At 40.4% G+C, this 23,533-nt stretch carries 24 protein-coding genes and 3 tRNA genes; 15 read left to right on the top strand and 12 right to left on the bottom strand.

What is annotated here, in order from left to right; translation table 11 throughout:
- Window positions 1-34: 34 nt before the first annotated feature.
- Window positions 35-901, bottom strand: a complete 867-nt coding sequence (locus ACY3ZI_RS09160) for a DUF817 domain-containing protein (RefSeq protein WP_211885354.1) — start codon at window positions 899-901, stop codon at window positions 35-37.
- A 290-nt stretch (window positions 902-1,191) separates the two neighbouring features.
- Here ACY3ZI_RS09160 and gstA point away from each other — a divergent pair, with 290 nt between their 5' ends.
- Complete coding sequence (gene gstA / locus ACY3ZI_RS09155) at window positions 1,192-1,806, top strand: glutathione transferase GstA (protein WP_154628001.1); 615 nt, start codon at window positions 1,192-1,194, stop codon at window positions 1,804-1,806.
- A gap of 85 nt (window positions 1,807-1,891) precedes the next feature.
- Here gstA and pdxY read toward each other — a convergent pair whose 3' ends face one another.
- The 4 genes from pdxY to anmK all read right to left on the bottom strand — a co-directional run bounded on the left by pdxY (window position 1,892) and on the right by anmK (window position 6,100).
- Window positions 1,892-2,755, bottom strand: coding sequence for a pyridoxal kinase PdxY (gene pdxY, locus ACY3ZI_RS09150; RefSeq protein WP_211885353.1), 864 nt, complete (start codon window positions 2,753-2,755; stop codon window positions 1,892-1,894).
- Window positions 2,756-2,866: 111 nt separating this feature from the next.
- A complete protein-coding gene (tyrS, locus tag ACY3ZI_RS09145) occupies window positions 2,867-4,141 on the bottom strand; it encodes a tyrosine--tRNA ligase (protein WP_036953505.1) in 1,275 nt (424 codons plus the stop codon).
- A gap of 160 nt (window positions 4,142-4,301) precedes the next feature.
- The gene (gene pdxH / locus ACY3ZI_RS09140) at window positions 4,302-4,955 is read right to left on the bottom strand and encodes a pyridoxamine 5'-phosphate oxidase (protein WP_187129015.1); all 654 of its coding nucleotides are present in this window, start codon (window positions 4,953-4,955) and stop codon (window positions 4,302-4,304) included.
- A 20-nt stretch (window positions 4,956-4,975) separates the two neighbouring features.
- Window positions 4,976-6,100 carry an anhydro-N-acetylmuramic acid kinase gene (gene anmK, locus ACY3ZI_RS09135; protein WP_230082496.1) on the bottom strand — a complete coding sequence of 375 codons (1,125 nt, stop codon included), beginning with the start codon at window positions 6,098-6,100 and terminating at the stop codon, window positions 4,976-4,978.
- Window positions 6,101-6,625: 525 nt separating this feature from the next.
- Between anmK and ACY3ZI_RS09130 the strand changes: the two genes are divergently transcribed.
- A complete protein-coding gene (locus tag ACY3ZI_RS09130) occupies window positions 6,626-7,093 on the top strand; it encodes an outer membrane lipoprotein (RefSeq protein WP_036953512.1) in 468 nt (155 codons plus the stop codon).
- Between the two features lie 473 nt (window positions 7,094-7,566).
- Here ACY3ZI_RS09130 and slyA read toward each other — a convergent pair whose 3' ends face one another.
- The gene (gene slyA, locus ACY3ZI_RS09125) at window positions 7,567-8,001 is read right to left on the bottom strand and encodes a transcriptional regulator SlyA (RefSeq protein WP_036953515.1); all 435 of its coding nucleotides are present in this window, start codon (window positions 7,999-8,001) and stop codon (window positions 7,567-7,569) included.
- A gap of 507 nt (window positions 8,002-8,508) precedes the next feature.
- Window positions 8,509-8,748 carry a DUF1289 domain-containing protein gene (locus tag ACY3ZI_RS09120; protein WP_036953518.1) on the bottom strand — a complete coding sequence of 80 codons (240 nt, stop codon included), beginning with the start codon at window positions 8,746-8,748 and terminating at the stop codon, window positions 8,509-8,511.
- Between the two features lie 184 nt (window positions 8,749-8,932).
- Here ACY3ZI_RS09120 and gloA point away from each other — a divergent pair, with 184 nt between their 5' ends.
- Window positions 8,933-9,340, top strand: coding sequence for a lactoylglutathione lyase (gloA, locus tag ACY3ZI_RS09115; RefSeq protein WP_211885351.1), 408 nt, complete (start codon window positions 8,933-8,935; stop codon window positions 9,338-9,340).
- A 128-nt stretch (window positions 9,341-9,468) separates the two neighbouring features.
- Window positions 9,469-10,113: a ribonuclease T gene (rnt, locus tag ACY3ZI_RS09110; protein ID WP_006660075.1), complete on the top strand. Its 645-nt coding sequence runs from the start codon at window positions 9,469-9,471 to the stop codon at window positions 10,111-10,113.
- 90 nt (window positions 10,114-10,203) lie between these two features.
- Here the strand turns inward: rnt and ACY3ZI_RS09105 are convergent, their stop codons facing one another.
- On the bottom strand, window positions 10,204-10,551 hold the full coding sequence (locus tag ACY3ZI_RS09105; protein ID WP_036953526.1) for a Grx4 family monothiol glutaredoxin: 348 nt from the start codon (window positions 10,549-10,551) through the stop codon (window positions 10,204-10,206).
- Between the two features lie 599 nt (window positions 10,552-11,150).
- Between ACY3ZI_RS09105 and sodB the strand changes: the two genes are divergently transcribed.
- Window positions 11,151-11,729 carry a superoxide dismutase [Fe] gene (gene sodB, locus ACY3ZI_RS09100; RefSeq protein WP_211885350.1) on the top strand — a complete coding sequence of 193 codons (579 nt, stop codon included), beginning with the start codon at window positions 11,151-11,153 and terminating at the stop codon, window positions 11,727-11,729.
- A gap of 88 nt (window positions 11,730-11,817) precedes the next feature.
- Here sodB and cydH read toward each other — a convergent pair whose 3' ends face one another.
- Window positions 11,818-11,901, bottom strand: a complete 84-nt coding sequence (gene cydH / locus ACY3ZI_RS09095; RefSeq protein ID WP_108479009.1) for a cytochrome bd-I oxidase subunit CydH — start codon at window positions 11,899-11,901, stop codon at window positions 11,818-11,820.
- Between the two features lie 267 nt (window positions 11,902-12,168).
- Between cydH and purR the strand changes: the two genes are divergently transcribed.
- Window positions 12,169-13,194, top strand: coding sequence for an HTH-type transcriptional repressor PurR (purR, locus tag ACY3ZI_RS09090; RefSeq protein ID WP_006660078.1), 1,026 nt, complete (start codon window positions 12,169-12,171; stop codon window positions 13,192-13,194).
- A gap of 15 nt (window positions 13,195-13,209) precedes the next feature.
- Here the strand turns inward: purR and punR are convergent, their stop codons facing one another.
- Window positions 13,210-14,115 (bottom strand): DNA-binding transcriptional activator PunR, encoded by a 906-nt coding sequence (punR, locus tag ACY3ZI_RS09085; RefSeq protein ID WP_487377211.1) that lies wholly within the window; start codon window positions 14,113-14,115, stop codon window positions 13,210-13,212.
- A gap of 122 nt (window positions 14,116-14,237) precedes the next feature.
- Here punR and punC point away from each other — a divergent pair, with 122 nt between their 5' ends.
- From punC to ACY3ZI_RS09070, 3 genes are all read left to right on the top strand, one after another.
- Complete coding sequence (gene punC, locus ACY3ZI_RS09080) at window positions 14,238-15,461, top strand: purine nucleoside transporter PunC (RefSeq protein WP_487377209.1); 1,224 nt, start codon at window positions 14,238-14,240, stop codon at window positions 15,459-15,461.
- A gap of 173 nt (window positions 15,462-15,634) precedes the next feature.
- Window positions 15,635-16,390: a helix-turn-helix transcriptional regulator gene (locus ACY3ZI_RS09075; protein ID WP_487377207.1), complete on the top strand. Its 756-nt coding sequence runs from the start codon at window positions 15,635-15,637 to the stop codon at window positions 16,388-16,390.
- A 24-nt stretch (window positions 16,391-16,414) separates the two neighbouring features.
- Window positions 16,415-16,687 carry a putative quinol monooxygenase gene (locus ACY3ZI_RS09070; RefSeq protein ID WP_036953541.1) on the top strand — a complete coding sequence of 91 codons (273 nt, stop codon included), beginning with the start codon at window positions 16,415-16,417 and terminating at the stop codon, window positions 16,685-16,687.
- An 81-nt stretch (window positions 16,688-16,768) separates the two neighbouring features.
- Here ACY3ZI_RS09070 and ACY3ZI_RS09065 read toward each other — a convergent pair whose 3' ends face one another.
- Window positions 16,769-17,446, bottom strand: a complete 678-nt coding sequence (locus ACY3ZI_RS09065; RefSeq protein ID WP_487377205.1) for a riboflavin synthase subunit alpha — start codon at window positions 17,444-17,446, stop codon at window positions 16,769-16,771.
- A 282-nt stretch (window positions 17,447-17,728) separates the two neighbouring features.
- On the opposite strand from ACY3ZI_RS09065, the gene ACY3ZI_RS09060 reads away from it, so the two are divergent.
- The 6 genes from ACY3ZI_RS09060 (at window position 17,729) to ACY3ZI_RS09035 (ending at window position 22,131) form a co-directional block, all read left to right on the top strand.
- Window positions 17,729-19,102 carry an MATE family efflux transporter gene (locus ACY3ZI_RS09060; RefSeq protein WP_036953546.1) on the top strand — a complete coding sequence of 458 codons (1,374 nt, stop codon included), beginning with the start codon at window positions 17,729-17,731 and terminating at the stop codon, window positions 19,100-19,102.
- A 159-nt stretch (window positions 19,103-19,261) separates the two neighbouring features.
- Window positions 19,262-19,338 (top strand) — tRNA-Val (locus ACY3ZI_RS09055).
- 41 nt (window positions 19,339-19,379) lie between these two features.
- Window positions 19,380-19,456, top strand: a tRNA-Val gene (locus tag ACY3ZI_RS09050).
- A gap of 42 nt (window positions 19,457-19,498) precedes the next feature.
- A tRNA-Val gene (locus tag ACY3ZI_RS09045) sits at window positions 19,499-19,575 on the top strand.
- A 448-nt stretch (window positions 19,576-20,023) separates the two neighbouring features.
- The gene (gene pykF, locus ACY3ZI_RS09040; protein WP_036950412.1) at window positions 20,024-21,436 is read left to right on the top strand and encodes a pyruvate kinase PykF; all 1,413 of its coding nucleotides are present in this window, start codon (window positions 20,024-20,026) and stop codon (window positions 21,434-21,436) included.
- Window positions 21,437-21,894: 458 nt separating this feature from the next.
- Window positions 21,895-22,131 (top strand): major outer membrane lipoprotein, encoded by a 237-nt coding sequence (locus ACY3ZI_RS09035; protein WP_004263789.1) that lies wholly within the window; start codon window positions 21,895-21,897, stop codon window positions 22,129-22,131.
- 107 nt (window positions 22,132-22,238) lie between these two features.
- Here the strand turns inward: ACY3ZI_RS09035 and ACY3ZI_RS09030 are convergent, their stop codons facing one another.
- A complete protein-coding gene (locus ACY3ZI_RS09030) occupies window positions 22,239-23,294 on the bottom strand; it encodes a L,D-transpeptidase family protein (RefSeq protein WP_036950414.1) in 1,056 nt (351 codons plus the stop codon).
- Window positions 23,295-23,533 lie beyond the last annotated feature (239 nt).

Here is a 23,533-nt window from a genome sequence, read left to right as displayed (position 1 = left end):
TCAACTCTCCCGTCCTTTAACGAAAAACCTGCCGCTAACGCGCTATCGAAACACAACTTTTTATGTGTTTGAGATGCACCACAATCGTGAAAGTCACAATCACCAGTAGCGACCATGCTCCCCACTTCCCAGCATGCACCATCGACCATGCGCCAATTTGATTTGGATATTGCCAAACACCGAAGAACGTTCCGAAGTTTTCCGCCAACCAAATAAAGAACCCTATCAGCATAAATGCAAGTAATAGTGGCATTTTACGTTCCCTATCTAATGGGGTGTAAAACACCATACTGCGCGCATACAAACCAAATATAAATGCCGTTAAGTACCAACGATAATCATCAATATAGTGATGGCTAAAAAAGTTAATATAGATGGCTAGAGCCACTAATGTCGCCATCCAATAAGGTGGATAATGTTCAATTCTGACATTAAAAAAGCGCCATGATTGAATGATATAGCTGCCGACTGCTGCATACATAAACCCAGTGAACAGCGGAACGCCCCAAAGTTTGGTATACGCCTCATCAGGATATTGCCATGAGCCAATGGTCGCAGAGGTTTTGAATAATTCCATCATAAAGCCGACTAAATGGAATACACAGATGGCTTTTAGTTCATCCCACGTTTCTAATTTTGACCAAACCAAAAACGCTTGAAAAGATACCGCGAAAATTAATAAGGCATCATAACGAGGAATACCTAGAATGCCTTTAGCTGGCACTAGGAATAAAGCTAAAAAGAAGAAACCAGCAAACAGACAAGAACGAGCATTAATTAAACCAAAAAACCAAAATTCAAGAATAAAGCGTTTTAATCCTTTACTACTATTCGGTTTATGAGCCATTAAGATGGCATCTAGCTTGGTTAAGTAATTAAGGTTGTGAAAAATGGATGCCATTTTGACAGCTCATAAAATGTGACTAAGGATTGAGAGAATAGCTCAATGAGAGGCAAAATTATAACAGAACCCTCTCAGATTCCTCTCCTGTAACATTCTTAATTTTAATGAATTATCAATTAAATAGACAATTTCCCTAAGAAATACTCGTCTATCGTAAGCTTGCCATATATTAGTGTGATTTTAGATATTGAGAGCCACCCCGCATCCTTTGGCAATTCTCTTTTTAAATCTGGTGTATACTTGGAAGAACAATAATGATGACCATTCTATGACTTAGGAGTTTTATGATGAAATTGTATTACGCTCCCGGTGCCTGCTCACTTTCTCCTCATATCATTCTGCGTGAAGCAGGATTAGATTTCAGTATTGTTCGTGTTAACTTAAAAGAGAAAATCACAGAAACGGGTGAAAACTTCTTAGAGATTAACCCGAAAGGTCAAGTTCCTACTCTCGTTTTAGATGATGATGAGCAATTAACTGAAGGTGCTGTGATTGTTCAATATATTGCAGATCAAAACCCAAATAGAAACTTAATTGCCCTACCTGGTTCAATGAAGCGCTACCATCAGTTAGAAGCGCTAAACTTCATTTCTACTGAACTGCATAAGAATTTTGGCCCATTATTTGCGCCAAATACCCCTGAAGAATATAAAGATGTTGTTCGCGCAAATTTACTGAAAAAATTCCAGTACGTGAATGATGTTCTGAAAAATCAGCCTTATTTTGTTGCTAAAAGTGATTTCTGTGTTGCTGATGCGTATCTGTTTACCGTCACCAACTGGACTCGTTTAGTTGGTGTTGATATCAGTGCATTAAGCCATCTGAACGAATATTGTGAGAAGATTGCGAAGCGTCCAAAAGTACAAGAGGCATTAGAAGCAGAAGGGTTACTGAAAAAGTAATCTATCGCATAAATCGTATTTACAAAAACAGCGCCATTCGGCGCTGTTTTCATTGCTATATTTAGTAAGTCACTACTATGCTCAATCAGTCTAACTGAGTGGCGCAGAATTTATGTTGAGGGCTAACCATCAAATCTTGAGCTGCAACTAACTGTAGTTCGTACTCACCCATTTCTTTGGTTTTCAGCATCACTTCATAAACGGCTGCGGCAACATGCTCTAAGCCTTTATCGAGTGGCTCACCTTTTAAGATATTGACCAACATTAAGCCACTCGTTAAATCACCGACTCCCACAGGCTGCTTTTCACCGAAATCCACTAGTGGGCGGCTAACATGCCAGCTGTGTTCCGCAGTGACTAAGATCATTTCAAAGCGGTCTGCACGATAGCCAGCACGACTTAAATGCTTAACTAATACAGTTTTAGGGCCTTGCTGACATAACCGACGTGCAGCTTGTACAGCTTGCTCTACCGTCGAGATTTTTTCATTCGCTAAAGTTTCTAACTCTAATAAGTTAGGTGCAATCACATCACTCGCCGCTAGCGCTTGTTGGCAAAGAAACTCAGCGACACCTGGTGCAACGATGCATCCCTTCTCTGGATGTCCCATCACTGGGTCACAAAAATAGAGTGCCTGCGGATTCGCCGCTTTGACTCTTTGGACAATCGCTAGAATATCATTACCTTGCTCAGCAGAACCAATATAACCACTTAACACGGCATCACAGATTGCCAATTTATGGATTTTTGCTAATCCTTCGACAATATCTGTCAAATGCTGAGCTGGAAATACTGAGCCCGTCCATTGTGGATACTGAGTATGGTTGGAGAATTGCACTGTATTAAGTGGCCACACATCTACGCCCATGCGGCACATAGGGAATGCAGCAGCACTGTTTCCTGCATGGCCGAAAACAACATGGGATTGAATTGATAATACGCTTTTCATTGGAAACCCAGAGAATTGTTATGTCGAATGAAGAGAAATCAGTGAGTAGCCATTTGCCAATATGAATAGCCCGGAGATTTCCGGGCTATATATTACAAAGGTTCGTCAGAGCTATTTCCAGTTAACTAAGCAGTCATTTTTCTTACCGCGGCGGATAAGTGTATAACGACCAAATAAACGGTCAGCATCAGTGAATACATACATTGGTTCAGTTTGTTTCTGACCATTCACAGAAACTGCATTTGAGCTGATTGCCGTTCTTGCTTGACCACGAGAAGGTACCAGTTCTGAATCAACTAATGCTTGCTGGAGATCTGCACCATCTTCTAGGGTGATGCATGGCATACCGTCTTGAGCTAACTGTTCAAAGTCAGCTTCAGTTAAATCAGATACTGCGCCAGAGAACAAACTTTCAGTAATGCGTTTTGCAGCCGCGAGACCCGCTTCACCGTGAACTAATTTAGTTACTTCTTCTGCTAATACATACTGTGCACGAGGCGCTTTACCGCTATTTTTATCTTCTTCTTCCAATGCGTCAATTTCACTTAATTCCATGAAAGTAAAGAATTTCAGGAAACGATAAACGTCAGCATCTGCTGTGTTAATCCAGAATTGGTAGAATTTATATTGGCTGGTTTTCTTCGGATCTAACCATACTGCACCACCTTCGGTTTTACCAAACTTGGTACCGTCTGTTTTGGTGATCAGTGGAACAGTTAAACCAAACACTTGGTTTTGATGCAGACGACGAGTTAAATCAATACCTGATGTAATGTTACCCCATTGGTCTGAACCACCAATTTGTAACTCAACACCCATTTCTTTATTCATGTTCGCAAAATCGTAACCTTGTAATAGGTTATAGGCGAATTCAGTGAAAGAGATACCTACATCATCGCGGTTTAAACGCTGTTTAACAGACTCACGGTTGATCATTTGGTTAACGGAGAAATGTTTACCAATATCACGTAAGAATGTCAGCACATCCATTTTGCCAAACCAATCATAGTTGTTAGCTAGGCGTGCACTGTTATCACCACAATCAAAACTAAGGAATGGTGAGACTTGGTTACGGATTTTTTCTACCCACTCTTGAACGGTTTCTGTGGTGTTTAATTTACGTTCAGTAGCTTTAAAGCTCGGGTCGCCAATAAGGCCCGTTGCGCCACCGACCAACGCCACAGGCTTGTGCCCGGCTAGTTGGAATCGTTTTAAACACAGCAAAGGAACCAGATGTCCCAAGTGCAAGCTATCGGCGGTAGGGTCGAAGCCACAATAGAGAGAGATAGGGCCCTGCGCCAGTCTCTCTGCTAACGCATCCTCATCCGTTACCTGGGCAACGAGGCCCCGCTCTTGCAATTGTTTAATCAGGTTATTGCTAGACATCAATGACTCCATCGGTTGAATTTTGTCTATCTATTTTAATGTAGAAAATTGACAAAATAAGGCTTAGCTCAAAGGCTCGCCAGTATGATTTGTCAATTTTCTTAAACGAGGCTATAGCATAAAGCGCATATCAATTAAGCGCCAGCTAAAAAACCATTTATTACGGGGCTAATCGGTCAATTACCCAGCCATCACCTTCTCTTTGGTATAGAAAGCGGTCATGCAGGCGGTGAGCGCCGCCTTGCCAAAATTCGACACTGTTAAAAACAACGCGATATCCCCCCCAAAAACTTGGTAATGGAACCTCACCGTTTTTGAATTTCTGCTTAAGTTCTAAAAATTTCCCTTCTAAGATTCCACGCGCCGAAATCCGTGAAGATTGAGCAGATGCCCAAGCCGCGATTTGGCTATCTTTTGGGCGACTATGGAAATATTTCAGTACTTCAATAGGACTTAAACGCTCAGCAACACCGGTAAAATGAACTTGGCGTTCCAATTGATACCACGGAAAATGCAAACTGATTTTATTGTTATGCTCTAAATGCTGTGCTTTACGGCTTCCCAAATTGGTATAAAAGACTAATCCGTTTTCATCGAAGTGCTTTAATAATACGATCCGTTGATAAGGCTGCCCTGTTTCATCAACTGTTGCCACACACATTGCTGTCGGGTCAGTTAATCGCGCTTCACAGGCTTGCTTTAACCAGCGCTCAAACAATGGAATAGGATCTGGCGTTAAATCTTTGCGTCTCAATCCACCTTTTGTATATTCACGTCGTACCGCAGCAAGATCGATCTCTTCAAGTTCGTTCATTTTACTGTCCTTTCAAGCGGTTATTTTATATCAACATTCGCGGGGTATATCGCACCTAATATACTGTCTCTGCTTGCGCCCGTTACTGATGCAAGGCTACCTGATAAGCCTGAAACTGTGCGAGCGGCAAGCCAAGCAAATGCCAGTGCTTCCATATCATCACCACTCAGCCCATATTTATCACTTGGCGCGACTTCAATCCCCGGCAGTAATGTTGCTAATCGCAACATTAAGAATTTATTTTGAGCGCCGCCGCCACAAACAATTAATCGCTCGCAGCCGCCACATAACTTGACTTGATCCACGATAGATACGGCGGTCAATTCACACAGTGTTGCTTGTACATCTTCAGGAGATAGTAATTTAAAATGCGCCAAATGCTGCTCTAGCCATTGCATATTAAAATATTCACGCCCAGTACTTTTAGGAGCTGAACGTTTAAAATAGCTATCATTAAGCATCGCATTTAATAATGCCTGATTCACCGTTCCCGTTTTTGCCCATTCACCATCTTTATCATACGCTTGTTGCTTGTTACGCCAGACCCAAGTGTCCATTAACATATTACCAGGCCCTGTGTCATAGCCTTTTACATATGCATTTGGCAGCAATGCAGTAACATTAGCAATCCCGCCAATGTTAAGCACTATACGTTTTTCAGTCGGATGCCCTAATACGGCTAAATGAAATGCAGGAACTAGCGGAGCACCTTGTCCACCATAAGCCATGTCTCTGCGGCGAAAATCACCGACTGTCGTTATTCCCGTTAATGCTGCGATGCGGTTGTTATCACCAATCTGCATAGTAAATGGTGTTTCACTATCAGGTTCATGCCAAACCGTTTGCCCGTGACAACCAATCGCAATAATATCTTCGGGAGATAGACCCGTTTGATGAAGCAGCTGATTAATGGCATCGGCATATATTGTGCCAAGTTCTCTGTCTATTTTTCCCAATTCAGAAAGTGTTGTTTCTTGTCCTTGGCAAATATTGAGAATGCGCTTTTTCAGTTCAATCGGAAATGCGGCGCTCAAGCTAGCTTGCTCTGCAACAAACTTATCATTAATTGCTGCTAATACGACATCAACACCATCTAGACTGGTTCCTGACATAACACCGATATAGCGACCCGATTTAATCATCATTATTCCCTTTAACGTGTCTATTCACTCGATGAGATAAACTAGGAAAGATTGTGCTTTTAGAGAAAAATTTGTCAACTGATCGATTCAATTTCTCGTAGCGCTTCGCAGGAATAATAAATAATTGATAGAAGAGATGAAAATAGTGAGCAAAATAGCAGCAATGAGTCACTTTGCTATCTCTCATTTTTTTAAATTTGATTTATAATGGTTCATTCTGTAATTATCTGCTACACCTTAAGGTGAGTAGTTTTTATTACAGGTGAAAATCCCCTATTTAGCCTTTGCCATAAATTGATGTTCTAAAATAGTCAAAAAATAGATGATTCTTTAGCAAAGGGTGCCTTGAGTTGGGATTTTGGGTGAAATTTGAGATATTTTACCTAGTGTTGATGCATTATTTAATTCAAAATTAGTAGTCTAGGCTCTGTTATCTAAAACAAATTTTTGATGTTGTTGTGCTTATGGTAAGAACAAATCTTCGATGCTACGTTACTGCCACGAACAGCAAGTCTCATAGGAGTTATTATGCTTAAGAAAGTTTTTGTAGGTGTTGCTGCGGTTGTTGCGTTATCTGGCTGTGTCAATACAAGTACGCTTTCTGGTGATACTATTTCAGCTCAAGATGCTAAACAAGTCCAAACTGTGACTTATGGTACCGTACTCAATGCACGCCCAGTTACCATTCAAGCGGGTGAAGATGGTAACGTAATTGGAGCAATTGGTGGTGCAGTTATCGGTGGTCTATTAGGTAATACCGTCGGTGGCGGTACTGGTAAAACGCTAGCAACAGCAGCTGGTGCAATCGCGGGTGGTTTAGCGGGTCAACAAGCACAAGGTGCCCTAAATAAAAGCCAAGGTGTGCAGCTTGAAATCCGTTTAGACAGTGGTAAAAACATTGTTGTGGTTCAGAAACAAGATCCTGCTGCTTTCCGTGTAGGTCAGCGTGTTATGATCGCAAACAGTGGAAATACAGTGACTGTGTCACCCCGATAATTTGACATAAGTTCAAGATAAAATGCGTTCACCGACTAATTAATCGATGAACGCATTTTTTATTTAAATCATAATTAGCGTTTTACTTTTTAGCTTATTAATAATGCTTTTTATCGAATCTGAGCTCTTTACTATCTTTTTGTCTATGAGTTCCATTGCGGGAATTTATTAAATTTTTGTGATTGATATCATTCAAGTAAAATGTAATTTATACAATTTGAATTCTCTATCTTTCTTGAGCCACATTTTTTATTCATATTTTTACACCTTAATATCCCATATATCCCATATATCCCATATATCTAAAAATTAATTCATAGTAGTGAAATACAAAGCCGCCTCACATAATAAAACAATGTAACTAGATAGAAGTACATATTATGTGAATGGTGGCTATAATTATTAGATTAATATATATTTATGCGAATTACATTCATAGAATGAAAAATCAATTATAAAATACAATTATTAGTCTATGAATCATTCTGTAAGCGTAGAATATTTTTCTCCAATCTTAGCAGTAATAAAGATAACTGACTTAGTTCATCATGACTAATATTACTTAAAATTTCTGTCCGAGTATTATTAATCACTTGATCAACCGTTTTGATGAAAGGCTCCGATTCCTCTGTGAGTTTGATTCTCTTAGCACGTCGGTCATTCGCACATGTATGACGAGAAATGAGCCTTTTTTCTTCTAATTGATCTAATGTTCTGACCAAGGAAGGTTGCTCAATACCAATTGCCTTTGCCAATTGAATCTGCGACTGCTCGGGCGGTAACTGGCTAATATTATGCAGTGTTACCCAATGTGTTTGCGTGAGTTTAAGTGGTTTGAGGCGATAGTCAATCAATGCTCGCCACATACGGACTACACGAGATAATTCAGTTCCAATTTGAGATTCCAATTTACCCTCCTTTATATAATTATAATGTCTAAAAAATATACCAAATACATATTATTTTTTGAATTATATATTAACTCCCTTTTATCTTTACAACCTTTTATTGAGCCAATACCTCATAAATACCTATATATAGTGAGCATCAATAAATCATTGAGTGATATACATCTTACTTTCCCCCATGATTTTTCATATAAAAACAATATAATCACTTAATAAGACAATCTATCAATTATCTTATTAATAAGAATAGCCTTACTCTTCTTTCGAATCTATCTATTTTAACCCTTATAGTAATTGCAGCTAACAATAAAAAATGCAATATCAAATAAATCCTTAAAAAACAAAGCAATATAGTTGCTCTTAAAATTATGTCATTTACAGTTGATTTAAATGAACTTCATCATCATTTTGAATAAATAAAATTTTATTGAAATGTAACTATTGGAATTAATCTAAATGAATTAATTTTTGATTAAATTATCTTATTTTTAATAGTTTTATTATCAATCAAAATAGAGGTTGTTGAGGATCATTCATCTCTTCTTGAGCCACTTTCTTATTATTTAATCTTAAAAATCGCTGGCGACATAAACGGATGACATGACGTTTTTCTGCGTTAGTTAGCTGCAACCAACCAAAACGTTCATCTCGGGTTCGATAACAACCTCGGCAATATCCCTGCTCGTTGGTCTGGCATATCCCACGGCAAGGGCTTGGAATATCAAAAAACTCAAGTTGTTCTGCCATCGTTAACCACCCGTAATATAAACATAAAATTATGATATACTCCCTCGAATTGAGTATAGCCATGATATGACTAAAAAATAAACCTCAATCACTGTATTTAGTCATATTGCCACGTTATATTAATAGATAAATCGATTCGACTTTAAGCATTATTGCCTGAAGAATTTATAGGGAAACTACTATTATGCGCTTACTACATACCATGCTCCGTGTTACCGACATGCAACGCTCCATTGATTTTTACACCAAAGTATTAGGTATGCGTTTACTGCGCACGAGCGAAAATACAGAATACAAATATTCTTTAGCGTTTGTCGGTTACAGCGATGAAAGTGAAGGTGCTGTTATCGAGTTAACTTATAACTGGGGCGTAACAGAATATGACTTAGGTAATGCTTATGGTCATATTGCATTAGGTGTTGATGATGTTGCTAAAACCTGTGAAAACATTCGTCAAGCCGGTGGAAATATCACTCGTGAAGCTGGTCCAGTCAAGGGTGGTACAACCGTTATCGCATTTGTTGAAGATCCAGATGGCTATAAAATTGAGCTTATCGAAAATAAAAGTGCAAGCAAAGGATTAGGAAATTAATCCCTCACATACATTTTATATTTTAGGTGGTGATAACCATCACCTAAAATATCTTCAGTATCTACCTGCAAAAATGCATTCCCTTTGGCATAATGAAAGCCAACCAGAAACTGTAAATTGAAAGCCTAATGTCTGAAAAAAATAACCCTAACTCACTGGTTAACCGCTTCCGGGGTTACTACCCTGTCGTTATAGATGTTGAAACTGGTGGGTTCAACCCTAAAACTGATGGTCTATTAGAGATAGCGGCCATTACACTCAAAATGGACAAAGATGGCTGGCTAGCCATTGATGAAACGCTGCATTTTCATGTAGAACCATTTGAAGGTGCGAATTTGGAGCCCTCTGCACTGGAGTTCACAGGTATTGACCCCACGAACCCCCTACGTGGTGCAGTGAGTGAATATGATGCATTACATGCCATTTTTAAAACAATTCGAAAAGGTATGAAGAATACCGATTGCAATCGCGCGATCATGGTAGCTCATAACGCAAATTTTGATCACAGCTTTGTTATGAATGCGGCAGAACGCTCTGGGTTAAAACGTAACCCATTTCATCCCTTCGCAACCTTTGATACCGCCGCACTGAGTGGATTAGTTTTTGGGCAAACCATTCTTGCAAAAGCCTGTGTCACCGCAGGTATTCCATTTGATGGCAAGCAAGCCCACGGAGCCCTATACGATACTAACCGTACCGCGCTATTATTTTGCGAGTTAGTCAATAAATGGAAAAAATTAGGTGGATGGCCACTACCTAGTGAGCCTCAATAACCTCGCCCCCTAAAAACAAAAAAACCGTATTAGTTTTAGGCTAATACGGTTTTCATCAATATAAGCATTAAAGCCTATTCAACAATTTAATTACTCAGTGATGGTTTCATCTGCTGGACGGTATTTGTCTGCAGTTTCTTTGATCAGAGCTTGTAATTCGCCGCGTTGGAACATCTCAACGATAATGTCACAACCGCCAACTAACTCACCATCAACCCATAACTGTGGGAATGTTGGCCAATTAGCATATTTTGGTAGCTCTGCACGAATATCTGGGTTTTGTAAAATATCAACGTAAGCAAAACGCTCACCGCAAGAAGAGAGAGCTTGAACAGCTTGAGCAGAAAAACCGCAGCTAGGCAGTTTTGGAGAGCCTTTCATGTATAATAAAATTGGGTTTTCTTTAACTTGGCGCTCAATTTTTTCGATAGTTGTCATTTTATATCCTAAAACGTGGGTGCTGATTTTGCAGTCACTGAGCCACTTTGAATCATTTGCAAGGCAACTCATTAGACAGAACACATTGACCGGTGTAATCGCCGGCATAGTCAAAACATCGCAAATTGTTCCGTGATTGTTTCATACAATATGCCAGTTTTATAAGGCGAATACTATAGCACTCCTATTTGCTGTACTCAAAAGGTGAAAAGCAAATAGCAACGTTTTCTTTTTACTATAAAAAATTCACTCTGGGTGTTTTTGCCGTGTAATCATGGGAGTTATTTGTTAATATATTAGCAAATTAATAACACTTGATGTATTTCCCTGCTCTTCAATGACAATAACGACACGCAGTGGAATAATTATTATGCAACTTACTAACAATTAAGGCATAAATAGCATCATGGAACAGGTTTTTTCTTACTGTAACCTGTATTCTGTTATGATAAATCATGACTTACAATGCGGCGCAATAGCTCAGCACAGCTCAACGTCACTACACTAGAAGTAGATTAATTAATAGAAGTACATTTAATTTCGCTCATTTTACGAGCAAACACCCTAAACACTGAATAAAAGCAATCAAGGAGTACGCAATGTCTTTTGAATTACCAGCTCTACCTTATGCTAAAGATGCTTTAGAACCTCATATCTCTGCTGAGACCTTAGAATACCACTATGGTAAGCACCACAACACTTATGTTGTTAACCTGAATAACCTGATCAAAGGCACCAAATTTGAAGGTCTGTCTTTAGAAGAAATCATTAAAACTTCTGAAGGTGGCGTATTCAATAACGCGGCTCAAGTTTGGAACCACACTTTCTACTGGCACTGCTTGGCTCCAAATGCAGGTGGCGAGCCAACCGGTAAAGTTGCAGAAGCTATCAACAAAGCATTTGGTTCATTTGCTCAGTTCAAAGAGCAATTCACTGATGCCGCAGTTAAAAACTTCGGTGCAGGTTGGACTTGGTTAGTGAAGAAAGCAGATGGCAGCCTGGCTATCGTTAACACATCTAACGCGGCAACACCAATTTCTGGTGACGATAAGCCAGTTCTGACTGTTGATATCTGGGAACACGCTTACTACATCGACTACCGTAACGCACGTCCAAAATACTTAGAAAACTTCTGGGCGTTGGTTAACTGGAAATTTGTTGAAGAAAATCTGGCTTAATTTTAGTTCAGATCTAAAATGACTAAGGGCGAGTATATTACTCGCCCTTAATTATTTCTCATCCTTATTAGATAGGATGGAAATGAAATCAGAAAATGTGCACAGCAAACAAAATAATTACAGCTAAAGAGCCAAACGCAGCTAGCAATCCATATTTAAAATCTGTATCCATGAGACCCTCTCATATAAAGAAATTGAATTATCAAATAACCATAAAATAAAAAGGTTATTTCAGTATACATGCACAAAAACGTAAAACCAGTGTCTATATCACATGTTATAACATCAATTATTTCTTTCGTTTTTGCGCTAGATCAGACAAAATCGACAACAAATCGCTAAATTATTGCCAGCAAAGGTACTATGCATCAATATGCAGGTAATTATTTAACTAGAATTATTTTAGAGACCAAGTTTTGGTTAGGAGTTTTTTCTTCTCATGGCAACAATTAAAGATGTGGCGAAACGTGCGGGCGTCTCTACCACAACCGTCTCCCATGTTATCAACAAGACGCGTTTTGTCGCTGATGATACAAAAACAGCCGTTTGGGCCGCCATCAAAGAGCTCAATTATTCTCCGAGTGCGGTTGCGCGTAGTTTAAAAGTCAACCACACCAAATCAATTGGTCTGTTGGCAACATCAAGTGAAGCCCCCTATTTCGCAGAAGTGATCGAGTCTGTCGAGAATAGTTGCTATGAGAAAGGCTATACTCTAATTTTATGTAACTCTCACAATAACTTAGGTAAGCAAAAAGCGTACTTGCAAATGTTGGCACAAAAACGTGTCGATGGGCTACTTGTGATGTGTTCAGAATACCCTGACACCTTGATAGGTATGTTGGAAGATTACCGAAATATCCCAATGGTCGTCATGGACTGGGGTACCTCTCGCGGGGATTTCACTGACAGTATTATTGATAACTCTTTCCACGGTGGTTACTTAGCGGGTCGTTACCTTATTGACCGTGGTCACCGTGAAATTGGCGTGATCCCTGGCTCTCTCGAAAGAAATACAGGTATTGGGCGTTTAACCGGCTTCAAAAAAGCCATGGAAGAAGCCAAAGTCACATTAAAAGATGAATGGATTGTTCAAGGGGATTTCGAGCCAGAATCAGGCTATAAAGCGATGATGCAGATCCTCAGTAACAAGCACCGCCCTACTGCGGTCTTCTGTGGTGGAGACATCATGGCGATGGGGGCAATCTGTGCGGCTGACGAGATGGGATTACGTGTCCCTCAAGATATTTCCATTATTGGTTATGATAACGTGCGTAATGCACGATATTTCACGCCTGCATTAACCACAATCCACCAGCCAAAAGAGCGTTTAGGTCAAATGGCGTTTGCGATGTTGCTCGATCGTATTGTGAATAAACGCGAAGATGCGCAAACGATTGAAGTTCATCCGCGTTTAGTTGAGCGCCGTTCCGTGGCTGACGGTCCATTTATTGATTATCGCCGCTAAGTCTACCTCAGCACATTAGCTCGCAAACCACTCCGCGTTGAGCGTTTCGCTATCACCAAGATAGTCAAGCAGCCATCTCAACGCTGGAGATGTATCATTCTCAACCCACGTTAAGCAGCAAGGGCTTTCAGGAAACGGCTGTGCTAATTCCAGCTCAACAAGCTTGCCTTCTGCACACAATGGCGCTGCACGGTGCTCAGGAACCATTCCCACACACAGCCCATTTTCCAAACACGCTAAACCACTTTCCCAGTAAGGCACAACTAAGCGACGTTGGTTATCCAGCGCCCAAGTATCTCTTTTCGGTAAGCTTCTTGAGGTATCTTCTAAGCACAAACTTGGATATTCACGCATTTGATCATCTGTCAGTTTGCCCTGAATTTTTGCTAATGGGTGATCGGGGCTCGCAACACAACGCCATGACATAAAGCCCATATCACGGAAGCTATAGCGCTCTCCAATTGGTGAAGCACGGGTCGCTCCAATCGCAACATCCACACGTCCATCGGCTAAAGCATCCCAAACTCCATTAAACACTTCAGGGTGGATATACAGTTCAATATCAGGGAAATGACGATAAAAATCCAAAATCAGCTGTTCCGTACGCTGCGGTTTTACGATGCAATCAACAGCAATACTGAACTGTCCGCGCCATCCATTGGCGACTTGTTGGCATTGATGTCGAGTATCAATCATTTTTTTGATAACACTTCGACTTTCTTTAATAAAGATAGCCCCGGCTTCCGTCAATACCACATCACGGTGACGACGTTCGAATAGCGGAACTGCTAACCATTCTTCGACTTGTTTTACTGTGTAGCTGATCGCTGAAGGAACTCGATGCAGCTCATCCGCAGCACCACTAAAGCTTCCCGTTCGAGCAACTGCGTCTATGACTTCAAGTGCATGAGCTGACCACATTTTCTTTCCTTTCAAATTATTTGATAGCAGAGTCCAAATATTACCGTTTCACAACGTAAAAAAATAGCCTATACAATAAGATAACTATCAACATTATTTTAAATATAGATTAAGCAAAAACTATGACAAATACTGCGACAAAAAACTCCTCTGGATTTTTGATTTATCTTGCTGGCCTAAGCATGCTGGGGTTTTTAGCCATCGATATGTATCTGCCAGCCTTTGGTTCAATGCAAACAACCTTAAATACGACTGAAGGCGCTATCAGCGCATCATTAAGTATCTTTCTAGCGGGCTTCGCGTTTGCCCAGCTATTATGGGGACGCCTTTCAGATAAATTAGGACGCAAACCTATCCTTATTGTTGGGCTTTCCCTGTTTATTGTTAGCTGTCTAGCAATGATTTGGGTCACCGATGCCACTCAGTTATTAATCCTTCGATTCTTGCAAGCCGTTGGCGTTTGTTCTGCTGCGGTTTTATGGCAGGCCCTCGTTATCGACCGCTATAACGAAGCTGATACTCAAAAAGTATTTGCCTCTATCATGCCTTTAGTGGCGCTTTCTCCTGCATTAGCGCCACTTTTAGGTGCCTGGGTGCTTGAGCACAAAAACTGGGAATTTATCTTCATCGTGCTGATGATGGTGGGCGTTTTACTCCTGCTACCGACCTTGATGCTAAAAAAAGTGGCACCGAAAGTCATCGCAGAAGAAAACCAGCCACAAACCAAAGTTTCCTTTGCTACCTTGCTAAGCTCCCCTGTTTTCAGTGGTAACGTACTTGTGTATGCAGCGTGTAGCGCTGGCTTTTTTGCATGGCTAACGGGTTCGCCATTTATTCTACGCAATATGGGCTTTAACCCTGCGGATATCGGCTTGAGTTATATCCCTCAAACACTGGCATTTATTGTCGGGGGATACGGCTGCCGCTTCGTATTAGCTAAAGTTCGCGCTGAAACGTTGTTCCCAATCTTGCTAGCGGGTTATGCCGTTAGTATGATTATTCTCTTTGTGATGGCGATTTATACGCAGCCAACATTAACCATGATTTTGGTTCCATTTTGCTTTATGGCAGCAATGAACGGAGCATCATACCCAATTGCAGTCGCCAAAGCCCTCAATACGTTCCCATCTGCTAGTGGTAAGGCCGCTGCACTGCAAAACGCCTTACAATTAGGGTTATGTTTCTTAGCCAGTTTATTAGTGTCTGCACTTACATTTGACCCTTTACTCGCTACAACTGGCGTGATGGCATTTACTGTAATCCCAATGATTATAGGCTATTTCATGCAGCGTTGTGCTAGCAAGTCCAATGATGCGATTAAGCACACTGAATATCAGCATGACTAATCGTTAGTTAACGTTATTTTTTGGCATCATAATAATCAGTTCCGTTACTATTATTAATAACGGAACTGATTTTTAATAAATACGTTATTTGGTGAATATATCGTTTATAGAGTTAATTTTTTCCCTATAACACGCTATTATTAGCATATTCAATTATGACGTTTTGAAGAGCCATGCTGAAACAGTATTATCCTCCTGATGAATTAAAAGAATTTGTTAGTTCAGTTTTGATTATCAAGAAATTTACTGATGCTATTAAGATCTTCCCAGGTACAGGTGCTGAAATATGGGTTTCGACTGAAAATATCAGTATGTCGACTCACGAACATACATCCGTCAATCCATTTCAGTTAATCATCCCCAGAGTCAATATATTTACCGCCATCCCGAATAATGCCAGCGTGATGGTGCTGCGTATTCGCCACGATGCCTTACGTTTTTTACTTCCCCAACGCACGTTAAATTATACGGATATCCCTACTCCGCTTAGCCAAATATGGAGCAATAATTGGTTTAAATCATTGGCCAATTCTTCATTCAAAGAGTTGCATGAGTGTTTTTATGTCACTAAGGCAGCGAAAAAGGCACATTTTATTGACCACGTTCTGGACTCTCTTTATCACAATCCAAATAAAAAAATTACCGAAATTGCCGATGATATTGGCTACAGCGCACGCTTAGTTCAAAAAGAGTTTTTAAAAGAATTTGGGATCACACCAAAACGGTACCAGATCAATTGTCGCTTAGAGCAAGTGATGAAAACTATGGTGAAAGAACAAGATACTTATCGTTGGTTTGAAACGGGCTATTATGATCAATCCCACTTTTATCGCGATTTTAAGCGTTACTTTACCATGACACCGTCGGCATTTTTAAAGTCAAATTATTCGCTTTTTTACAATACAAAAACAAAGTCTCCATTAAGATAGTTCTGAGTACATAAGGAGAATGGTATGAGTATTGTTGTATATGCCCAAATCACTACCGAAAAAAAGGACGGGTATTTAACGAAGAAAATCGTTAGCGAAATTGCCAAACGCAGCCGGATGGAAAAAGGATGTTTGCAGTATGACCTGATGGCAAAAGAAAATGGCTACATTGTGTTTGAAGAGTGGGAAAATGCACAAGCATTAGAAATGTATCAAAAAAGCGCTCATTTCAAACAACTTGTTGACGCGATTGAACGTGACAATGCCATTTTTTCGGTCAATTTTAGTGAGAAGTAATAGAATATTCCGGTGAATTTATTACCTACCGATTCAACAGGTTATAGCTCTGTATAGAGCTATAACCTTATCAGCTGAAAACTAGATTGACGATTTTTCACTGTCTACTGAGTCATCACTCTCTTGTTTCTGCTTCAATAACATTTCTTGTTCTTTCTGATACAAAACACGCTCAACAGTATCAACAATAGCTTGAGTTTGTGGGTCAATCTCAATGTTGACTTTATGGCCCAGTCGTTTGCTACCCAGTGTTGTTCTCGCCAACGTTTCTGGGATCAAATGCACGCAGAAACGGTTATTGATAACATCACCAACCGTTAAGCTGATTCCATCAATCGCCACAAATCCCTTATGTAAGATATACTTCATCAAGGCTTTATCATAAATAGATAGCCAAACTTGATGATTATCTTCAGAGGTGAAAATCTTACTAATTTCTGCGGTGGTTACAATATGACCCGAAACCACATGTCCGCCAATTTCATCACCATATTTCGCAGCACGTTCAATATTAACCACATCCCCTTCTTTTAAGTCACCTAAATTAGTGAGGCGCAATGTCTCTTTGATTAAATCAAAGCTAACGTTCTCCCCCTCAATTTTAGTCACCGTCAAACAGCAACCGTTATGCGCAACGGATGCACCGGTTTCTAAACCCACTAATAATTCCGGTGTGAATTTCATGACATGAGTACGGAAATTAGCTCTTTCCGTGATTGAGATAATTGGAGCGGTTCCTTGAACAATGCCTGTAAACATAATGACTCTCAGTGCAGTGAATTAATGAACTCAGTTTACCTAAGAATTTTCAGAGATCTATCTTATTTGAGTGGTTATATTTATGCTGCCATCACAAAACATTTAAACGGTTTCTATACTAATCTGCTGTTTTATTATTCTTATCTATAACTATGTTGGATTGGTTACATAAAAGAGATAGAATAAGGGGTTAGCATTAACTATCTGATTTTTTAGTAAATCATAGATTTTCATTCCGCTTTTTTCTTTTTTTAATTCGAAACTTATTGTGAAGGTGTATGCGTGCAGAAATATATTACAGAAGCGCGTAGCTTGTTGGCTCTCGGTATCCCTATCTTCTTTGCCCAATTTTCCCAAACCGCCATGGGGTTTGTGGACACCATCATGGCGGGAAGTGTTAGCGAAATCGAAATGTCAGCTGTGGCTGTTGGTTTTTCTATTTGGTTGCCTGCTATTTTATTAGGGCAAGGTATTCTCATGGCGCTCACGCCAATCATCGCTCAAATGAACGGTTCAGGTCGCAGAAACCTAATTGGCGACCAAGTTCAACAAGGCTTGTGGCTAGCCTTTATTTTAGGTGTTAGTATCATGTTACTGTTATATAACAGTAAATTGATCATTAGCAACATGCCTCATATTGACCAAGAGTTAGCCGATAAATCGGTTCGTTTCCTACACGCGATTATGTGGGGAGCCCCAGGTTACCTATTTTATCAAGTGTACCGTAGCCAGTGTGAAGGATTATCAAAAACCAAACCTGGCATGGTCATTGGTTTTCTTGGCTTGATGGTCAATATTCCAGTGAACTATATCTTCATTTATGGTCACTTTGGAGCACCTGCCTTAGGTGGTGTTGGTTGCGGCGTGGCGACAGCAACGGTGTATTGGGCAATGTGCCTGATGATGAGATGGTATGTTAAACACGCACCAAATCAGAGAGATATTCGCCCTGCTCAGCCATTAGGCGCACCAAATCCAGATATCCTGAAACGCATTATTGTGCTTGGAACACCGATTGGATTAGCGCTGTTTTTTGAAGTCACCCTATTTGCGGTTGTTGCCCTATTGGTCGCTCCTTTAGGCGTTGTTGCGGTCGCGGGTCACCAAGTAGCGCTTAACTTTAGTTCTGTGATGTTTATGTTCCCATTATCAATGGGTATCGCTGTCACCATTCGAGTTGGCTATAACTTGGGACGTCAATCTACCGATGCCGCAAAAGTCTCTTCCTATACTGGTTTAGCGGTAGGATTAAGTTTAGCTTGCTTAACGGCCATCTTTACCAGTACGTTCCGCGAACCTATCGCCATGATGTATAATAAGAATCCTGAAGTAGTTGTTTTAGCATCTAGCTTGATGCTCTATGCAGCGCTTTATCAGCTTTCAGATTCTATTCAAGTCATTGGTGCCGGTGTGTTACGTGGGTATAAAGATACTCGCTCAATCTTCTTTATTACCTTTACAGCATATTGGATTTTAGGTTTACCGTCTGGCTATGTTTTGGCGTTAACCGATTTTATTACCGAACCGATGGGACCAAAAGGTTTCTGGTTAGGATTTATTATCGGGCTCACCGCGGCGGCTATTGGTATGGCAACACGAATTTTGTGGATCCATCGCCAACCTGACAGCGTCGTTTTATTACGTTCAACGCGATAATTGGCGTAATTTTCAGCATTTTATGGTAAGGCGGTAAATGTTTTTCTGCGAATAGTTTTAAATACGAGCAAACTCTCGCAAAATTACATTTTCCCCTTGCCAGATTGACAGCAGAACGTTAATATTCGTCCCCGTCGTTAGAGCAGTAATAATTGATATGCGTCCGTAGCTCAGTTGGTTAGAGCACCACCTTGACATGGTGGGGGTCGGTAGTTCGAGTCTACTCGGACGCACCATTTAAATTCATCACTAGCGACAAACAAAGTTTCACCTCAGTGCGTCCGTAGCTCAGTTGGTTAGAGCACCACCTTGACATGGTGGGGGTCGGTAGTTCGAGTCTACTCGGACGCACCATTTGAATTTGTCATCAGTGACAAACCAAAGCTTCATCTCAGTGCGTCCGTAGCTCAGTTGGTTAGAGCACCACCTTGACATGGTGGGGGTCGGTAGTTCGAGTCTACTCGGACGCACCATTCTACTTATTCCGAATCATTATTTATCCTGAGCCCTACTTACCCTGATTAAAGTGCTTTTTTCAAATATCATATTTATCTTGATTGTGATTTTGTTTTCCCTTATTTTGTTGCGCAACCCACTTTCAACTGAAAATCTCGCTGTTGTTTGATCTTAATTACTTCTGCATCAAATTTAGCAAAATTTGATTTGTCTCACAGTTTGATGTTGTTTATAATAATCCCACAAGCTGAAAGGTTTCAACAAAGGCAAATCAGCATGTTAGCTTTAATGAAAAATGTCATCTACACTATAATAAGAGTCAAAAAGTGACGTTTTTTAAATAACCAGATTTTGAATACCAGACTGTCGCCTATTCTTATAAATGAGTTGCGCAACATAGACTATCTTGCGCATTAAGCATCGGCGGCAATACCGATTTCCTTTATAACCATTAGATAGACTGCCATGAAAAAAACCAAAATTGTTTGTACCATCGGTCCAAAAACCGAATCAGAAGAGAAATTAACTCAGTTATTGGATGCAGGCATGAACGTCATGCGCCTTAATTTCTCCCACGGTGACTATGAAGAACACGGTCAACGTATCAACAACCTCCGCTCTGTCTGTGCAAAAACCGGTAAACAAGCAGCTATTCTGCTGGACACTAAAGGTCCAGAAATCCGCACCATGAAACTGGAAGGCGGCAATGATGTTTCTCTCGTTGCAGGTCAAACTTTCACTTTCACAACAGATACTTCCGTTATCGGCAACCAAGAACGCGTTGCAGTCACTTACCCTGGCTTAACCAAAGACCTGAAAGTGGGTGACACCGTTTTAGTGGATGATGGTTTAATCGGGATGACCGTAACCAACATCACTGCAACTGAAGTCATTTGCCAAGTATTAAACAATGGCGATCTTGGTGAGAAAAAAGGTGTTAATTTACCGGGCGTTTCTATTGGCTTACCTGCTCTGGCAGAAAAAGATAAAGAAGACCTCGTTTTCGGTTGCCAACAAGGTGTCGACTTTGTTGCCGCTTCATTTATCCGTAAACGTTCAGACGTTGAAGAAATTCGCGCTCACCTGAAAAAACACGGTGGCGAGAATATTCAAATCATCTCTAAAATCGAAAACCAAGAAGGTTTAAATAACTTCGACGAAATTCTTGAAGCCTCTGACGGTATCATGGTTGCTCGTGGTGACTTAGGGGTTGAGATCCCGGTAGAAGAAGTTATCTTCGCCCAAAAAATGATGATTGAAAAATGTGTTAAAGCTCGCAAAGTCGTTATTACTGCGACTCAAATGCTAGATTCAATGATCAAAAACCCACGCCCTACCCGCGCAGAAGCTGGTGACGTTGCAAACGCCATCTTAGACGGTACAGATGCAGTTATGCTGTCTGGGGAAAGTGCGAAAGGTAAGTATCCAGTTGAAGCTGTGACTATCATGGCAACTATCTGTGAGCGTACTGACCGCGTTATGCCAACGCGTATTGAAAATCAAAAACCAACCCAGCGCTTACGTGTGACTGAAGCTGTCTGCCGTGGTGCCGTTGAAATGTCTGAAAAACTGGACGTGCCATTAATCGTTGTCGCAACTTATGGTGGTAAATCCGCAAAATCAGTACGTAAATACTTCCCTACCGCACCGATTCTGGCTCTGACAACTAACGAAGAAACTGCTCGCCAGTTACTGTTAGTGAAAGGCGTTATTCCGATGATCGTGGGTCCTTTCGAATCCACAGATGATTTCTATCGTGAAGGTAAACGTGCAGCGTTGGAAAGTGGTTTAGCGGTTGAAGGTGATGCCGTCGTGATGGTATCCGGAGCATTAGTACAAAGTGGTACAACAAATACCTCATCAGTACATGTTCTGTAGTTGCCTTGCATCACAGTTGTCCTGCATAATCTAGCGTGACATTAACCCTATTGCTTCACGGCAGTAGGGTTTTTTATTATCTGGAATAACTGAAATTTAGCAATCCGTGCGAAACATAATTTCAATAAGTTACGTTATGATCCGCGAAGATATAATTCACCCAGATTTTGATTACAAAGCATTTACAAAATAAATCATAAAACGATAACCATTTGCTCAAATTTCAAACTAAACAACCCTTAATTGAAATTTTTATTCGTTTTCACCCTGTTAAATATAAAGTATTTCTAGCAAAACTTTGAATTACGTACTAGCATAAGACTTAGTAAGTACCATACCCTAATTTACATTAGGTTGTTTTAAAGGGATAGAGGTAGCTTTAAGATAACGCTCTTAAGTCTATTTTTTGGTTACTTGCTTTTATATTTTCAAGATAAATCAATCTAGAGGGTAAAATAATGATTCGTACTAAAATTGTACTGGGCTCTATCGTATTAGCTTCAGCATTACTGGCGGGTTGTTCTAACAGCACTGAAGTGCAAAAGCTCTCTTCAGACGTGCAAACTCTGAACGGTAAAGTTGACCAACTGAGCAACGACGTTCAGTCTCTGCGTTCTGATGTACAAACTGCACAAGAAGAAGCAGCTCGTGCAAACCAACGACTGGACAACCAAGTACGTACTTACAAAAAATAAGTCCGGCTTGATGTTATCTAGAAAAGCTTAATAGCTGAATTATTGTTGAGGGCCTATTTTATAGGCCCTTATTTTTTACTTCAAAACTGATTTAAGGCAGGTAGTCATTAGCTTTTAAATGACTGATATTTGGCAGGAATTGAAGACTTCACTTCTCCTTCAAACACAGGTTGTGGTTGAGTAATCGTGAATGGCGCAATGGGTTTTAATTGCTGATAATCGCGTTTCATCGATTCTGAATCATCCCCAACATTAACCCTTACAGGCAATCCTGAACGTCTAGACAACTCTGCTTGAACTTTCGCTTTATCAATGCCTGGGTTACTCGCTAAAAACGCTTGGAAATCTTCAGTCAGCTTGATTGGCATTGTCTGTGGGTCATCACTGTCTTTACGTGACAGTGGCTGATGCACTTCAATGTAATAGCTACCATCTGGCTCTTTTGCATATTTAACTGGCTGATCGATAACTTGAACGCGCGTTCCTTTTGGTACGTTAGTAAACAGTGCTTTAATATCATCTGGGCGTAGACGAATACAGCCAGAGCTAACACGCATACCAATACCAAAATTGGCGTTTGTACCGTGGATCAAATATTCACCACGACCATAAGACAGGCGTAACGCATACAGTCCCATCGGGTTTTCTGGACCAGCAGGTACCACCGCCGGGAGTGTGATACCCTGCTGTGCATAATGTTTACGGATATTGGTGGTTGGTGTCCATGTAGGGTCTTTAATCAATTGGCTAATGGACGTCACCATTTCAGGTGTATCTCGTCCTAGCTGACCAATACCGATCGGATACACAGCCACTTTATGGCTATTTTCAGGGTAATAATAAAGACGCATTTCCGCTAAGTTAATCACGATACCGGTACGCGGTGTCGAAGGTAATAACATTTGAGCAGGAATAATCAGTGGCTTACCCACTTCAGGTAAATAAGGGTCTGTTCCTGGGTTCGCCTCTAACATCGCCAACAAACCAATCTGATAGTCGCTTGCGATAGCTTCCAGTGGACGTCCATCGTTAGGCACCACATAGGTGATATTTTCCCCGATCAGGCGTGTGTTGTTATTGGGTAATGGATAATCTTTAGCCTGCGCTGGTGCCAGCACCGCACTCATGACAAACAGACTTACCGCCGTCAAAACTCTTTTCATACCTACTCCAAGGAAAATAAGATTCATTACAAAATTCAAACAATATCGCTCATAATAGCAACTATCTCGAATATCTTTAATACTTAATAAATATTTTAGTCTGCTAATAATTTGAATGTGAGCTAATTTTGTCTCGCCATTGTTAGTTTAGCAATAAAATACAGTGAGTTACTTAAGTATATTTTCTAGAATAAGAATAATAGGAAGAAAAGAAAAGTGTGGGAAATTCTGACAATTTC

This window comes from Providencia sp. LY12 (assembly GCF_057621555.1).
Note: the sequence above shows the minus strand (reverse complement) of the source record. Positions and strands in the feature narration are given on the sequence as shown.

What these genes read in the sequence shown, in the direction of transcription:
- ACY3ZI_RS09160 (WP_211885354.1), bottom strand. Translation starts at nt 901, where the DNA reads ATGGCATCCATTTTTCACAACCTTAATTACTTAACCAAGCTAGATGCC.
- gstA (WP_154628001.1), top strand. Translation starts at nt 1,192, where the DNA reads ATGAAATTGTATTACGCTCCCGGTGCCTGCTCACTTTCTCCTCATATC.
- pdxY (WP_211885353.1), bottom strand. Translation starts at nt 2,755, where the DNA reads ATGAAAAGCGTATTATCAATTCAATCCCATGTTGTTTTCGGCCATGCA.
- tyrS (WP_036953505.1), bottom strand. Translation starts at nt 4,141, where the DNA reads ATGTCTAGCAATAACCTGATTAAACAATTGCAAGAGCGGGGCCTCGTT.
- pdxH (WP_187129015.1), bottom strand. Translation starts at nt 4,955, where the DNA reads ATGAACGAACTTGAAGAGATCGATCTTGCTGCGGTACGACGTGAATAT.
- anmK (WP_230082496.1), bottom strand. Translation starts at nt 6,100, where the DNA reads ATGATGATTAAATCGGGTCGCTATATCGGTGTTATGTCAGGAACCAGT.
- ACY3ZI_RS09130 (WP_036953512.1), top strand. Translation starts at nt 6,626, where the DNA reads ATGCTTAAGAAAGTTTTTGTAGGTGTTGCTGCGGTTGTTGCGTTATCT.
- ACY3ZI_RS09120 (WP_036953518.1), bottom strand. Translation starts at nt 8,748, where the DNA reads ATGGCAGAACAACTTGAGTTTTTTGATATTCCAAGCCCTTGCCGTGGG.
- gloA (WP_211885351.1), top strand. Translation starts at nt 8,933, where the DNA reads ATGCGCTTACTACATACCATGCTCCGTGTTACCGACATGCAACGCTCC.
- rnt (WP_006660075.1), top strand. Translation starts at nt 9,469, where the DNA reads ATGTCTGAAAAAAATAACCCTAACTCACTGGTTAACCGCTTCCGGGGT.
- ACY3ZI_RS09105 (WP_036953526.1), bottom strand. Translation starts at nt 10,551, where the DNA reads ATGACAACTATCGAAAAAATTGAGCGCCAAGTTAAAGAAAACCCAATT.
- sodB (WP_211885350.1), top strand. Translation starts at nt 11,151, where the DNA reads ATGTCTTTTGAATTACCAGCTCTACCTTATGCTAAAGATGCTTTAGAA.
- cydH (WP_108479009.1), bottom strand. Translation starts at nt 11,901, where the DNA reads ATGGATACAGATTTTAAATATGGATTGCTAGCTGCGTTTGGCTCTTTA.
- purR (WP_006660078.1), top strand. Translation starts at nt 12,169, where the DNA reads ATGGCAACAATTAAAGATGTGGCGAAACGTGCGGGCGTCTCTACCACA.
- punR (WP_487377211.1), bottom strand. Translation starts at nt 14,115, where the DNA reads ATGTGGTCAGCTCATGCACTTGAAGTCATAGACGCAGTTGCTCGAACG.
- punC (WP_487377209.1), top strand. Translation starts at nt 14,238, where the DNA reads ATGACAAATACTGCGACAAAAAACTCCTCTGGATTTTTGATTTATCTT.
- ACY3ZI_RS09075 (WP_487377207.1), top strand. Translation starts at nt 15,635, where the DNA reads ATGCTGAAACAGTATTATCCTCCTGATGAATTAAAAGAATTTGTTAGT.
- ACY3ZI_RS09070 (WP_036953541.1), top strand. Translation starts at nt 16,415, where the DNA reads ATGAGTATTGTTGTATATGCCCAAATCACTACCGAAAAAAAGGACGGG.
- ACY3ZI_RS09065 (WP_487377205.1), bottom strand. Translation starts at nt 17,446, where the DNA reads ATGTTTACAGGCATTGTTCAAGGAACCGCTCCAATTATCTCAATCACG.
- pykF (WP_036950412.1), top strand. Translation starts at nt 20,024, where the DNA reads ATGAAAAAAACCAAAATTGTTTGTACCATCGGTCCAAAAACCGAATCA.
- ACY3ZI_RS09035 (WP_004263789.1), top strand. Translation starts at nt 21,895, where the DNA reads ATGATTCGTACTAAAATTGTACTGGGCTCTATCGTATTAGCTTCAGCA.
- ACY3ZI_RS09030 (WP_036950414.1), bottom strand. Translation starts at nt 23,294, where the DNA reads ATGAAAAGAGTTTTGACGGCGGTAAGTCTGTTTGTCATGAGTGCGGTG.